The sequence below is a fragment of the Vibrio sp. V43_P6S15P86 genome (assembly GCF_009904725.1).
Taxonomy (GTDB): Bacteria; Pseudomonadota; Gammaproteobacteria; order Enterobacterales; family Vibrionaceae; genus Vibrio; species Vibrio diabolicus.
In genome coordinates, this window is sequence record NZ_WXWT01000295.1 from 1 (window position 1) to 14,830 (window position 14,830).

Genomic DNA, 14,830 nt, shown 5'->3' on the forward strand with positions numbered 1-14,830 from the left:
ACTGTTTTTCACTTTCTAATAATGCATATTAATCTCATGACACAAGTCCATGGACAAAGATAAGTTTACTAACATCTATCGCTTGCCTGGTTCGATTCAAATTCGTATCGGTAAATGGCAAAAAACGTTCCGCGGCACCTCTGATTTAGTTTTACATCAGGCGCTAATGGAGCGTAATAAGCAATTTAAGAAGCCAGACTTTTTACCTAAAGGCTGGTGCGTCACTCCTATTGACGAAAAAGATATTACTGTCACGCACCACGGTAAATATATCCAAACCGTCATGCGCACAATGTTGGACAGAAAGGTCTCGTACAAGCGATTATTCCTATCTCGAATGAGTGCGGAAGAAGGTGAAAAAGTGCTCCACAATTACAAACTGGAGTGGGTAAGAAAACATAACCAGATCGCCAAAAAGTACAATCAAATTAAGAAGAAACAGTACATGAACTTTGCAAGAGAAGAAGAGGAAACCCTCTACCCTTCGATTCCAAAGGGTGAGTTTGACAAAACGTTATGGAACAAGCTCGTCGTATCATCGTTTGGTCCGCAGAAAAAGTACAAAAACCCACATTTTGTCCGCAAAGCAGATTTCTAAATAAACACCCCTACACTAGGGGTGTTTATTTATCCGTTAAATCACCAATCGTAAGTTAAACTTGCAATAACATTTTGTCGATCACCATACCAACAAAAACCATCACATGTCGCTATGTACTCTTTATCAGTGATATTTTTAGCTGCGACTTGTAGCTTGTAATCTCCAATACGATAGCTGACCGTCGCATCCATTAAGAAATAACTTGGTACTTTTAGTCTCTCTTCATTATCTCCGTATGACTCACCTGTATAGCGCGCACCTAAGCCAACCGAAAAGCCATCAAGAGGTCCATCAAAGAAACGATAATGTGCCCAAGCTGATGATACGGTATTCGCGACTTGAGAAGGTGTTTTGCCAACCCATGTCTTATTGACGTCTTCTTTTATCTCTGCATCAACATAGGCTATGTTTCCGATTAATGTTAAAGAAGGTGTCACATTGGCTACAGCCTCAAACTCAACGCCGTTATTTTCTATTTTTCCTATTTGCGTCAATTCACTCAAGTAGATACGAGCCAAATTTTCTTTTGTTGCCCGATACGTTGCGATATTGAAATAGCCATCGAATGAATCCGGTTGGTACTTCATACCGATTTCAAATTGATCACCGCTTTCCGGCTTCGCTGGCTTACCATTGCTATCTTCTTGAATAATTGGATCAAAGTACTGAGAGTAACTAAAGTATGGTGTGAAGCCAGAATCAGAAATATAAGCCGTTCCCACGCTAAACGTCCACTCTCCGTTGTCGACTTTCGTGCGAGCACCCGTGGTAACATTATGTACTTCGTTACTTGTATCGTCGTAACGCGCACCCAATAACATTGTCCATTTATCGTTAATCAGCATATGATCTTGAAAATAGACTCCGAGCTGTCGGTTCTCAACTTTCGTTCTTTGCTTATCGGTTTCGCTCAATGGCTGTAGCGTATTCGGATCGAGTAACGTTATATTATCCGAATAAGTGGGATTAAATACATTAAATCTAGGGTCAGGCAAAGCTCCCATTGGTGTGTTTAAGAGCGCATTACCATCAGCAACGATAGGATCATTAGCAAAGTCCTTACCATCGATACTGATCATTTGAAAATCTAAACCCAACATCAAGTTATGCTCAACGCTTCCCCAATTTACTTGGTGCATCAAACGATTATCAATATTAAAAGCATCGGATGATCCATCTTCTGTTGAAGCGCCCCGAAGTACGGTCTTGCGTTCATTTGATGGATCTAAAATCGCCCCCAACCCAGGCACATCAGCCGAGTAAACGTACGAATACATTTGTCTCAACTTAACATCCATTTCACTGTAACGAGCTGCTTGAACAAATGAAGTGATATCATTAAACGCATGAGAAAACTCATAGCCTAAAGACACCTGCTCACGCTCAAACGTCTCCCAGTTAGGGTTGCCTATCGCTAAACTATCACTGATCTTTCCATTTTTGTTTTGCGTTAACGTTCCTTCAACTGGCAAAAATTGCAGATAAGGATCTGAGTCGTCTTTTTGATAGCTCGTTAGAAAGGTAATTTCAGACGTCTCATTAAATTTGTACGTCATCGATGGAGAGAGAAGAATGCGCTCTGCTTCTACACCACTAATTCTCGTCCCATTTTTTCTCGCTAACCCTTGAAAGCGGAAAGCTAACTGCTCACTCACCTCAGAGTTTACGTCAAGAGAAAGTTGTTTACGGTCTTCAGAACCGTACTCCAAAGATACAAGTCCTGACCCACCATCAAATTGAGGTCTCTTACTGACAACATTGATAACCCCACCTGGAGGGTTTTGCCCATAAAGAACAGACGCTGCACCACGTAAAACTTCAACCCTCTCTAACGCAAACGGATCTATTTGCCAACTATAGAAGCCAGAAGAATATAAACGGGTACCATCTTGATACAACCCGCTGTTCGCCTGTTTAAAACCACGAATAATAAACCAATCTTGCTTGTTATCTTCGCCAAAATAGTTAGTTTGAATGCTTGGTGTGTACTGTAGCGCGTCAGAAATGCTAATAGAGGCACGATCATCCATTTGCTCTCGCGTAACAACAGACACCGCTCTTGGAGTCTCATTGATGGCAATATCAGTTTTCGTCGCTGCCCGACTCTTCGCTCCAAGATAACTAAAATCAGGACCAACTGCACTGTCTTGCTGCTGTCCAATCACAACTATATTTTCATCTTCCTGAGCCAAGACATTTGGCGTTGATAACGCTAATACAACCGCCATTGACGTTGGTGTCCGCATAAACTGCCGAGTCATATTATTCTCCTTTTTTGTCGGCAGCCAAACCAACCCTTCATGACTTCAGCGATCGCTGAAAGAAAAGCGAGTTACGGCATCGCCAGTTGTTTCCATAAAAGACAAACCAGAGGTTTTGCATAAGACACTCGCAGTGGCATAGGTTACCAATGCCACTGCGAGTGCTTGTTTGTATAATTACTTTCTTGGTTGAGGCGTAGCTCGTATCTACAAACGACGTAATCCCCACATCAGATACAAACCGCCAATGAGAGACGCCATAAGCCCTGTTGGTACTTCTTGCGGGTAAAGAACTTGTCGTCCCAACCAATCGGCCAACAACATCACGCCGGAACCCAATATCGCGGCGCATAACATGTGTTGTGACGCTTTGTTAAAGCCAAATAAGCGAGCTAAATGCGGAGCCAGTAACCCAACAAAGCTAATAGGACCAACAACCAATGTCGCACTGACCGTGAGACAAGCAACTAAAAGCAGCAGTATCGAGCGTGAACGATCAACGCGAATCCCAAGTGCTTTAGAGGAAGCGGCGCCAACAGGAAGAATATCTAGCCATCTTACGCAGAGAAAACTCAACCCTATAAAAACAAGCGCAGATAAAGACAATGGGAGTAACGTTTCAACCGAAACATAGTAGGTAGACCCAGACAACCAAGCCAATGCTTGATAACTTCTTGGGTCACCAGTGGCTAGAATAAAGCTCTGTATTGCATTCATCAGTGCGGTAATAGCAATACCAGTCAACAAAATGCGCTCCGGCTGAAAACCTGATTTACGGTTTAGCAGCACAATGACCAATACCGTCGCTAATGCACCTACAAGCCCGCCTAAAGAAAGAGTGAAAATTGACGAACCTAACCCAGTAAACATCGCGATGATCAATCCCATCGCTGTCCCTGAACTGATGCCGATCACTTCTGGACTGGCCATTGGGTTTCCACTTAGGCGTTGAATCATGGTGCCAGCAATCGCTAACATTGCCCCCGCAATTGCTGCTGCAAATAATCTAGGTGCGCGCCATTCCAAAAAAATCCAATTTTGGCTAGCAAACAAGTTTGTCCACCCTTCATTTTGCACAGCAACCGTGGCAAAAAGAACAACGGAAATTAATGTGCCGATCAACGCCAATGAGATCGCTTTAGGATTTAGCTTGTAAACATGTTGACGATGTCGAGTTAACACCGTTTGAGTATGACCCTGCGTCTTTTGTGATAAGCGAGGTAGCAGCCATAACAGTAGCGGAGCGCCCAGTGCAGCGGTTGCTGCTCCCGTTGGTATAAAACTCGCCATTAGCCCTGGCAGTTGCTGAATAACCAAATCGGTTAAAGTCAATAACATGGCACCAATCAGCATCGATACCCAAAGCTTATGCTGGATTTTATTGATACCTATCAATCGAGTAATCGCTGGCGCTGCTAATCCGATGAAACCGATGATTCCTACTGCAGAAACGACCCAAGAAGTGATTAACACCGCAAGCCCAAGACAGACAAAGCGCAGTTTGGCTAGCGAGACACCTAAACTCTTGGCACCTTGCTCGGAGAGTTCTAGCAGACTTAACGGCTTTGCAAACACAAATGCGATAACCGTAGCAAGTGCGATTCGAGGTGCAAGATACGAGAAATCACCCCATCCGCTCTGAACAAGCGAGCCCGCTCCCCATATCATTAATCCATTCAGCTTTTCGGTATTCATCATCAGAATAACCGTACTTAATGATGCAAAGTACAGGTTTATCACTAACCCAGAAACGACGACAACCGTTGGAGATAACGCTCGTCGCCATGACAACAGCATCACCAACCCCATCGATGTCACACCGCCGATGAGAGCAACCAAATTAGGTGCTATATCCAACATCCAAGGGGCAAATAGCGTAGCTAACATCAAAGCAAAACTTGAACCGCTCGCCACACCTAATGTTGTTGGCGAAGCAAGAGGATTGCGCAGAACTTGTTGCATTAATACCCCAGCAACCGCTAATCCGGCGCCAGAAATAATCGTGGTGAAGACTCGAGGCCACCAGCTAAAGTGAAGTAAGACGGAATAGATAGATTGAAAGTTAGGTTTCCATAAACTGCTAAGAGCCAGTGAGAATGAACTTGCTTGATACAATTGGAAAGCACCAATAGAAAAGGTAAATGCCGAAAGTAACACCACAAGGCTTAAAGGCATGGCTTTCATTGTTCTAACTCCTCGATCTTACTCGCCGTAACTAACTCCGCGAACCGAAGCGCTGAAGGCATAGAACCAAAACTCCAAACAGGTGCGACTTGCATGACTTTCTCACCAGACTGTTGAACAACGTATTGCCAAAACGGATCTTGAGAGAGCTGCTTTTCGCCACCGTGAGGCAATGGCTCAACGATAACAATTTGGGCTCTTATACCTGCTAACTTATCGATGCCGACTAAGCTGAAGCCCCAGCTATTTGTCTCTTCGTTCCACGCATTACTCAGCCCAATCTTTTCGATAGCCTGAGAGTAAAGACTATTCTGACCAAAAACACGAACGTGCTTCGTATCCATAAACTGAACCATTAAAAGCGGCGGCTGGTCTTTGTTTATGCGCTGTTTTAATAAAGAGAAACGTTCTTCATATTTTTGTATAAGTGCCTCAGCTTCCGCTTCTCTTCCTAGCTCTTCACCAAACCTCCGAGTGAAACGAGTAAGTACCGACCAATCTGTAATCCCGCTTTCATATAAGTCAATCGTGGTAACGGGGGCAATATCGACTAAGCGATGCTTCATTGAGGAGAAATACGGGGCAATAAAAATACGGTCAGGTCTGAGCTCGTAAATACGCTCTATATTGGGTTGAGTTCTTAACCCTACATCCTTAGTTTGAGGTGGTAACGGTGGCGATTTTACCCAAGCATCGTAATCTTGCCCTTGAGCGACGCCTACGGGCACGACCCCTAACGCCAACATCGTTTCAGTTTGTGTCCAATCAACCGACATCACCCGAGGTGACGCCTCAGCTACTGCTTGAAAGGAACTGACCAAAAGCGCACTAAGTGAGAGAGCGAAAGAGAAATGCTTAAGTCGAGTGTTTGTACTGCTCATTATTCAACCTCTAGCTTGGCATCGCCACCGGATAACCCGCAGGGTGGTCAGAGATCTTCATCTCTATCCCGTATATGTCCCTTAGCTTAGGTTCAGTAAACACCTGTTCAACATTGCCTTGTGCAATCAAATCACCTTGATGCAATGCAACGATATGATCGCAAAAGCGCGCCGCTAAGTTGATATCGTGCAGTACGATAATAACGCCCAAGCCCAATTCTTTACTGAGTTTAGAGATGAGCTTCAACATATCGACTTGATGGCTAATATCTAACGCAGACAAAGGCTCATCAAGAAGCAAATACTCGGTTTTTTGCGCTAATAGCATGGCTAGCCACACTCGTTGGCGCTCCCCTCCAGATAGCGTATCAACTAAGCGATCTGCGTATTTTAGTGTTCCTGTCATCGCCATTGATTCTTCAACAATGTCATGATCTTTCTTGCTCAAACGACCAAGTAAACCATGCCATGGGTAACGACCAAAACCGACTAAATCTCGACCTAAAATACTGTCGGTCACCGGAAGATGCTGAGGCAAGTAGGCAATGTGTTGGGCGAATTTTTTCGCTGAGAGATCGTTAATGCTCGTTCCATGCAGAACCACGTCACCAGCGGTGTATGGCTGTTGCTGTGCCAGCAACTTTAACAATGTGGATTTTCCTGAACCATTGTGCCCAACAAGAGCGTATGTTTTCCCAGGTTCAAATGTCACATCAAACGCTTTTAGCAATGACTTGCCTTCAATCTCAAACTGGAGTGCTTTAGCTTCCAACATCCCTACTTCACCTAATAGCCATTCACAAATGAAAGCTAATCAATCGCTTTCATTCGTTCATCACGTTTGCCGTTCTTATTCAACAGAACGATTAATAAGGGAGGTTTTATATAACAACAAAGATACAAATGCAAACCGTTGTCATTATCATTACATCAACAAGATCATTGAGAGAATTACTAAGCGTTAATGATTATTTGTTGCGGATGACTTCATTAGTGGATTGTCGGCAGGTCAACGAGAGCAGCGGTCTACCACTGCCCTCGCATAAATTTGAATGAATACTGCGGCGCATGAAGAAATGCCGCAGTGAATAAATTAATGACGAGCGTCAGCGCCAAACTCTACTTCTTTATAGATATCGGCCAGCGACTTTTTACCTTGTTTGTCTTTGGCTGAACGCTTTTTCTTCGTTTGATAATGGTATTCTTGCTCCTGAAGTGCTTGTTCGTGCTCTTTTGCTGACTCAACAAACTCAGGATTTGCAAGTGCTTGTTGGCGTAAGCGGTTTACTCTTTCAAGGGTTTCCCACAACATACTTCACCTCCAAACTTATTACTGTATATAAAAACAGTATTGTTTAAATATTCCTCCTCGTCAACATTTCAACTTCGTTACTGCTCTTCACATTAACCCCAAGCCTGTATAGTGCTCCGGATATTTGTGGATGATTTGCTTTATATAACCTTGATGCTCTCGCAGAGCATTAACACATTCTCGAGATAACCATCCCTGATATACCCATTTTTCAAGTTCTAACAATGCGTATGGGATGGACCACGCTTGTCTGTACGGATGGTGCGTCGTCATAAAATCAAAGGCATTCGCGACAGCCGTAATTTGCGCGGCGATTGGTATATCGTCACTGGTTAAACCATACGGATAACCAGTACCATTTAAGTTTTCGTATTGATACGTAACCATCTGCAAAAACAAAGTCACACTCGGGTGAACCGGATTTCCGATACGAGCCACTATGTCATCGGCAGAGTCGATGCAACGCTCAATATGTTGAATCAATATCGCCTCTTGTTCTTGAGTATAATTTGTTCGGCGACTAGCAATTTCAACTGGCAGCTGAATATCACTGAGCGCATGGAATTGAGCAAAAATACCAATATCTTCGACCATTTCATCATTCAGGTGATAACGATCCGCTAACTGCGTTGCGATGACTTGGCTGTAATACTTCATTCTTTTGGTATGCGCGTAAAACTCAGGGGAGTAGCCTGGCATCATACATTGCATTCGGTTCGCCAACGTTTCTATCGCGCTAACGACGTGGTCTTCTGATTCAACCGAAAATTGAATCATTTCGAAATAAGGTTTAAGACTATTCAACGCTTCTAAGCTAAATGCATTGGGCTGAGTGGAATTTAAGAACACAAAGCCTGTAAATGCTCTATTGTCGTAACAAGGAATCGCAACCGACGACTGGTATCCGTGTTTGAGTAGGGTTTGAACCCGAGGACAGTGATTAATATCGTGAAGGTCTTCGACGATGCGAGGAATCGCGTTTTTGGAGGCAATATTGAGGTGGTGGAGTTTACGGAATGCTGACTCATGGTGGGCTAAACACCAAGTGTCGAACTCACTTTCTGCAAATGATTTGAGCACATCTTGGTCTGGGTGATATTTAGCAAATGACACCCTATCAATACACGGCAAGTGCGCCTGCATCCTGCCCTTTAGCGTTTGCAGTTGCTCATTAAGCGGTTTTGCAAACGGGTAAAAACTCCGGTGCGCCATACTTCACCTCCACACCCAAGCAGAGAAACAAGAGAAGCTCATTGTGTTGTAAATTCAATGGTATTTTGAGCGGTTTTCTCCACTTAAATTATCGATATACCACAACTTAAGTGTACGAAATAAAAGCACATTTCTACCAATTCTTTCACCGAATATCTTACGGTAATTTGATCCAGATTAAAAAAGCCAACGAGCGAAACTCGTTGGCTTAACAATACTGATTGATTACGATGGATTCAGTAACTAGAGGTTATTCAGAGAACGTTCTAAACAACTAGCCCAGAGCAGGAAGCACACCCAGCGTAATTAACAGCTGAGCTAATACGATACCTGTGCCAGCGATACCCGTTATCACTAATGCGCCTTGGCCACCAGCTACTCGGTACTCTCCTGTAAAATCATCCGATTTACGAACCTTGATCACCATAACCAGAGGTAAAAAGATGGCTAAAATCGCTAAGGCAATCGCTGCATAGCCCAAAGCCATAATAAAGCCTTGAGGGTAAAAAAGTGCGAAGCCCAGCGGTGGGGTAAACGTCACGAGTGCCGCAACCAAGCGATTAGGCTTATCGTTGCTCCCTTTGATGGTATCACCCAAAAATTCGAATAGACCCAAACTCACACCAAGAAATGACGTTAACAGTGCCAAATCAGCAAATACACCGACAATGTTGCCTAAGTTTGATTGGTGCACCGTCTGCGATAGTTGACCAATAAGCGCGCTCAACCCACCGTTTTCAATAAGCGTACTTTGGCTAACCACACCCAATGTCACGATCTGCCAAAAGATGTAAATCACGAGCGGGATCGTCGAGCCAATAATAACGGCTTTGCGCAAAGAAGAAGTATCGCCATCTAAGTAATTCACAATTGCCGGAATGCTTCCGTGGAAACCAAACGAAGTAAAGATAACAGGAATCGCCGCTACAATAAGACCTTGCTCAATCGGCATACTCAATAAGTAAGATTCCGTAACGTTTGGAGCAAGAAAAGAAAGCACAGCAACCATCGCAACAAGTTTCATCGCGAACAACACGCGGTTAACTTTATCGACCGTACCTGTACCAACTGTCACAACTAAAGTCACAATCAAGGTAAAGATTATCGTTGATGTAGACCCTGAAATATCAAGGTCAAACCATTGTGCGAGGCGATCTCCGAACTGAGCACCACCGCCAGCGATGTATGCTGCACACAATGAGTAGAAAAGAAACAGCATCGCAAAACTTGCCACCCACTTGCCTTTTTGGCCCAGGATCTGTTTCGCTAAAGTATGAAGAGTTGCGCTACTTTCTGCATGCTGATGAAGCTCTAGCATGAGTAAGGCAGTGAAAGCCATCAGAGCCCATAAACTGAGCATGATGATGATTGAAGTTGAAAAACCAATGCCAGCAGAGGCAAGTGGAAGGGCTAGCATGCCAGCACCTATTGTAGTTCCCGCGATAATTAGAGTACTACCGAATACTTTAGAACGACTCATTGTATATTTATCTTTACACTTCATTAGGAATTATCGGTATTAGATCGGGCAACGGCGTACCGAAACCAACACCATATTTGTAATACCGTCGATATTGTAGGATCTTCAGCAGAAGATCAAGCAAAGTGTAAGGATAAAAAACCACAAGTGTAAATAAAAGCTTACACACCACTAATATCCAACAATAGCTGAGTACATTCTTCCCTGCTCATGAACTTAGGGACAGGATAATTCCAGTGCGCCTCTTTCAGAATTAAATCTACAAGCGCATCAGCATCTTCGCGCTGAATGAGTGCACTTGTCTGCTTAATATCAATGCTTGCAAACAAAGACTCCACATGCGTCAAAAAGTGTTGAGCACTCGCCTCACCTGACTGCCCTTCGGCCGTCAACGCATCGAGTTTTCTTAGTTGAGGCTCTATCTCTGATAATGAAAAGCGAAGCACAGGTAACAAGGCTAATCCGTTTGCCATGCCATGAGGTATTCCATATTTCGCACCGAATGTGTGAGCAAACGCATGAACATAACCCAAACTCGCTTTCGTAAATGCTAAACCTGCGTAGTAGGATGCCATGGCCATTTTATGTCGAGCTTCAACATCATCCCCTTGCGCTACGACCCGAGGAAGATGCTTAAAAATTAACTTAATGGCGGCAACAGAGTAAGCCCTAGTTTCTTGAGTAGCATTTCTCGACACATACGCCTCAATAGCGTGAGTTAATGCATCAACGCCAGTATCAGCCGTGATCTTAGGAGGTAAACCAATCATTAAGTTCGCATCTAAAGCTGCCATTAGTGGCACCAACTTTGGATCCATCAAAGGGGTTTTAATGTGTGAGGAGGGATCTGATACGACCGCGGCGATGGTGACCTCACTTCCTGTTCCTGCGGTCGTTGGAATAGCAAACAGAGGCGCTGGCATTCGCCATACTTTCAATAGTCCAGCTAACTTTTTTATTGGCCGTTTATTGGTAACTTTCGCAGCAATGACCTTTGCGCAGTCCATTGCCGAGCCACCACCCAAAGCTAATATGCCCTCACAATGAAAACGATGGTAAGCCTCTAGACCGCTTTCTACCTGATCATAGGTAGGATCGGGCTGCACTTTCGAGAAAACATCTAACTGCAAATCGAGTTGTGCTGCCGCTTCGAGCACCTTATCGACAATACCGACTTGGACTAACCCTTCATCGGTAACTAATAAGACGCGTTTAAATCCCAGTTCGGTCATCGATTCTAATAGCTCATTCATCGAACCGGGGCTGGAAAACAAGGTTGGTCTCGGCATAGGAAGGATAAGAGCTGCTATTTTTAGCCCTGCGGTGTAAGTCCGATATAAGCGATGCTTCAACATACGAAATCCTTTTCATTTAGAGCTATCATTCTAGCTACTTTTATCACCTATGCTTACTTTGCAATCACACATTTTTAATTAAGTCATTTCATCAACACATAAATGCTGCTGAGGGAGCAATACCGTTATCTTGATCTCCCCACACCACGTGAGCTGTAGAGAAAATTATTTTTTATGATTTGCCATTAGCGTTACCTTAATGACTCCCCCCTCTTCGGCTTCGCCGATCATAAAGTGGTTATTCAAGATGCTTTATCATTCATACAAACTCAAAAATATGGATTCTGCTTAATCACATAACGGTACGGTATATCAGTAATCTAATCCGAACATCACTTATAAAAATACAAATAAGAATGCGTTACATCATGATTTATTGTCGTTTTCAAATAAGTCAATAAAAGCAACAATAATCTTTCAAAACTAATACTTAGTTCAAATAACTGACTCTTAATCATGAGCTTCAGGTGATATTGTTATGCAACTAGGATTATTATCCGCCCCATAATTAAAACTACGTCTAAACGCCCACCTTTTTGGGGTCTATTCGCTGTCGTACCCAATTTTCCTATCATCTTCTGATTTGGGTTTCGCGTGGGCTAATTAGCAATGTCGGTATAAACCATGAATCATTCTTGCCATTCCCATACGGACACGAGCTTTGAAGTCGATCTAAAACAAGCACTTATCTGGGTTGCTCGAGCACTCGATTATGTCGGTGTTGACGATACTCACCACAGCCATCGTGTCGCTTATATCGCTTACCAATGTGCTCGCGTCATGGGTTGGGAGCCAGAAAAAGCGGAGTTTTGTTACTTCGCAGGTATGATCCACGACTGTGGAGTCTCCGAAACACAAGAACATAAAATGTTACTTGGAGAGCTGGTGCCACAAGACGTGAAAACACACTGCTTAAGAGGGTACCGAAGCCTCAAGCAATGTCGTTTGTTGCGCCAATTTGCGACACCAGTTCTTTACCACCATACACATTGGAGCGAACTAAAAGAGCTCGATTTACCGCCTTTTGAAAAAGAGGTGGCCGCCCTGCTCTACTTATCGGACCGCCTTGATTTTATGCGCTCAAAATACGTCATGAACTGCCACTGTGACATTGTCACGCTTCATGAAGAATTGATTGCTGAGTGCATCATGGCAAACGTTGGAACCTTGTTTAATCCAATCATGGCCGAAGCAATGGTTAAACTCGTCATGACCGACGCGTTTTGGTTCGCGATGGAGTCGGAAAATATTGAAACCATAGGCCTAAATTTTAAAAGCATTGATTGGCTTCAAAAACAATTAACCATCCAAGATATGAACAGTTTGGGAATGTTTATCGCTCAAATTGTCGATGCAAAGAGCCCGTTCACTTATCAACATTCACAAAAAGTAGCGGAATTATCTCGTTATCTAGCAATTAAGCTTGGGCTAAACGAGCACGACCAAGAAATGTTATATATTGCAGGGCTGGTGCATGATATTGGAAAGTTAAAAACACCAGATGAAATCCTTCACAAAGAAGGCTCTCTAAACAAACAAGAGTACACACGCATTAAACGCCATACCATTGATACTCAGCTCGCATTGCACAAGGTCTTTCCTAACGCGAAAATAGCGGAATGGGCTTCCAATCATCATGAACGTTTAGACGGGTCGGGCTATCCCTATCACAAAACAGGCGACGAGCTCGATGTTCCATCGCGTATCATTGCTGTCGCGGATGTCTTCCAAGCCCTGTCTCAAGATCGCCCCTATCGAGGACGAATGACTCAAACACAGATCGCCGACATTATGGGTGAGCAAATAGCCAAAGAGGAGCTTTGCTCTAACGTTTATGCGGTATTAGAACGAAACATGACAGAGTGTTACGAACTCTCAACCGACGTTTAATCAAAACAGGGGCGAACACACGCCCCCTTTTTTAGGATGATAAGACTAGGCCGACAAACAGCTACCTAGCAATATCAAGTAAATTATCTCGCACACCATTGATTCTGAACCAACCAGCGATACTAAAACGCTCGGCATTGGTTGGTAACACCTCATGTGGGAACTGCTCTGATAAGAATACGAACAAACGCCCTGAGCGTGGGGGAATGGTTGCAATTTTATTGTCATTCAAATCGTATACTACTAATTCACCCGCGTCTTCTTCCGTCCAGGATTCGTTCATATAAAAAACGGTCGTCAATCGACGGTTTTCGTTACCTTTGAAGCAATCTAAATGTTTTTGGTAGAAGTCCCCTTTCTCGTACTTGGCAAAATGAGCTTCGTACTCAAAAAGTCCAAGAAACAAGTGACGGTTCACTTCTTGGCGGATCTCTTCCATTTTATCCAAGTAAGAAGTAACAGCATGCCCCATATTTGGCGATAACCATTGAATCTTGTCACTACGAATAGATTCAATACGAGTAACATCATCGTTACGACCAATACGTGCTTTTTTCCAATTGCTTGGAATGTAATCTCGCAGTTGAGCCACCTCTTGTTCAGAAAGAAAGTCATCCCAGATGTAGTAGCCATTGGTTGCTAACGCATCGATCATTTTATTCATTATTTTCGTTCACTCGTGTTAGTTGGGCGCTCTATATAAAAAATCTGCGACACAACAACAAATGCGATTTTTTATCGAGACGACAACTAAGCAAAACGAGAATTAAAATAGACGATACAAGATACAAAAATGCCGCTCATGTGAGCGGCAATGTCGTTTGTTATTGACGAGCTTCTAATCTCGTTGCTCGAATTCGCAACGGACGAAGACGCTTAATGCTAGGACGCTGTTTGTTTTTTAGCTGGATATGACAAAGTTCCAGAATCAAACCAAATGCCATCGCAAAGTACACATAACCTTTATTGATATGAATTGCGAAGCCTTCTGCCATCAATAAGCCACCCAATAAAACGAGGAACAGCAATGCCAACGTTTTAAAGCCGGGGTAGCGCGTCACCAGATTATTGATTTTTTCAGCAGTCATTACCATCACGATTGCAGACGAGACAATCGACGCGACCATAAGCGGGACATCACTTGTCAAACCGACGGCGGTTATCACCGAGTCCATTGAGAATACCGCATCCACTGCAACAATCTGCAGCAGCACTACCGCTAATCCAGTACGAGCATGAGTCGAGTGGCCAGATTCATTGTGATTTAGCCAGCTCCACAACTCTTTCAGGCTTTTTGCCAATAAGAATGCACCACCCGCGATCATGATCACGTCTCTTCCGGTAAACGCCTGGTTTACGATAGAAAACAGTGGTTGAGTCAACTGCATAATCCAAGAGATGGAAAAAACCAATGCAATACGAGCAATAACGGCAAGGCCGATGCCAAGGTTTCTTGCCAGTTTACGTTGGTGATGTGGCAATCTTTCACATAGGACGGAGATAAAAACGACGTTATCAACGCCTAAGACAACTTCAAGCGCAAACAAAGTGGCAAAAATCGCCCAAGCCTCTGGTTGCATGAAAAGTTCTAACATGAGTACGCCTCCAGTGATGGGAAGACATACGGTGAAGGGTTCTGTCGACTAAAGGGGTC

The 14,830-nt window shown here is 43.6% G+C and carries 12 protein-coding genes; 2 read left to right on the plus strand and 10 right to left on the minus strand.

Annotated elements, in window-relative coordinates:
* Positions 1-49 precede the first annotated feature (49 nt).
* Positions 50-598 carry an MSHA operon transcriptional regulator gene (locus CAG69_RS13090; protein WP_005394187.1) on the plus strand — a complete coding sequence of 183 codons (549 nt, stop codon included), beginning with the start codon at positions 50-52 and terminating at the stop codon, positions 596-598.
* Positions 599-639: 41 nt separating this feature from the next.
* Here CAG69_RS13090 and CAG69_RS13095 read toward each other — a convergent pair whose 3' ends face one another.
* The 8 genes from CAG69_RS13095 to CAG69_RS13130 form a co-directional block, all read right to left on the minus strand.
* Positions 640-2,862: a TonB-dependent siderophore receptor gene (locus CAG69_RS13095; protein ID WP_161444562.1), complete on the minus strand. Its 2,223-nt coding sequence runs from the start codon at positions 2,860-2,862 to the stop codon at positions 640-642.
* A gap of 207 nt (positions 2,863-3,069) precedes the next feature.
* Positions 3,070-5,046, minus strand: coding sequence for a Fe(3+)-hydroxamate ABC transporter permease FhuB (gene fhuB / locus CAG69_RS13100; protein WP_161444564.1), 1,977 nt, complete (start codon positions 5,044-5,046; stop codon positions 3,070-3,072).
* Complete coding sequence (locus CAG69_RS13105) at positions 5,043-5,927, minus strand: ABC transporter substrate-binding protein (protein ID WP_161444566.1); 885 nt, start codon at positions 5,925-5,927, stop codon at positions 5,043-5,045. Before CAG69_RS13105 ends, fhuB begins: the two co-directional genes overlap by 4 nt.
* 10 nt (positions 5,928-5,937) lie before the next feature.
* Complete coding sequence (locus CAG69_RS13110) at positions 5,938-6,702, minus strand: ABC transporter ATP-binding protein (protein ID WP_005394180.1); 765 nt, start codon at positions 6,700-6,702, stop codon at positions 5,938-5,940.
* 318 nt (positions 6,703-7,020) lie between these two features.
* On the minus strand, positions 7,021-7,239 hold the full coding sequence (locus tag CAG69_RS13115) for a hypothetical protein (protein ID WP_005377723.1): 219 nt from the start codon (positions 7,237-7,239) through the stop codon (positions 7,021-7,023).
* Between the two features lie 87 nt (positions 7,240-7,326).
* A complete protein-coding gene (locus CAG69_RS13120; RefSeq protein ID WP_161444568.1) occupies positions 7,327-8,451 on the minus strand; it encodes an HD-GYP domain-containing protein in 1,125 nt (374 codons plus the stop codon).
* Between the two features lie 274 nt (positions 8,452-8,725).
* A complete protein-coding gene (locus CAG69_RS13125) occupies positions 8,726-9,931 on the minus strand; it encodes an aromatic amino acid transport family protein (RefSeq protein WP_006741572.1) in 1,206 nt (401 codons plus the stop codon).
* A 161-nt stretch (positions 9,932-10,092) separates the two neighbouring features.
* Positions 10,093-11,286 (minus strand): iron-containing alcohol dehydrogenase, encoded by a 1,194-nt coding sequence (locus CAG69_RS13130; protein WP_161444570.1) that lies wholly within the window; start codon positions 11,284-11,286, stop codon positions 10,093-10,095.
* 624 nt (positions 11,287-11,910) lie between these two features.
* Here CAG69_RS13130 and CAG69_RS13135 point away from each other — a divergent pair.
* A complete protein-coding gene (locus CAG69_RS13135) occupies positions 11,911-13,176 on the plus strand; it encodes an HD domain-containing phosphohydrolase (RefSeq protein ID WP_161444572.1) in 1,266 nt (421 codons plus the stop codon).
* Between the two features lie 61 nt (positions 13,177-13,237).
* Here CAG69_RS13135 and CAG69_RS13140 read toward each other — a convergent pair whose 3' ends face one another.
* On the minus strand, positions 13,238-13,840 hold the full coding sequence (locus CAG69_RS13140; RefSeq protein WP_161444574.1) for a 2OG-Fe(II) oxygenase: 603 nt from the start codon (positions 13,838-13,840) through the stop codon (positions 13,238-13,240).
* A gap of 160 nt (positions 13,841-14,000) precedes the next feature.
* Positions 14,001-14,771 carry a TerC family protein gene (locus CAG69_RS13145; RefSeq protein WP_161444575.1) on the minus strand — a complete coding sequence of 257 codons (771 nt, stop codon included), beginning with the start codon at positions 14,769-14,771 and terminating at the stop codon, positions 14,001-14,003.
* Between the last annotated feature and the right edge of the window lie 59 nt (positions 14,772-14,830).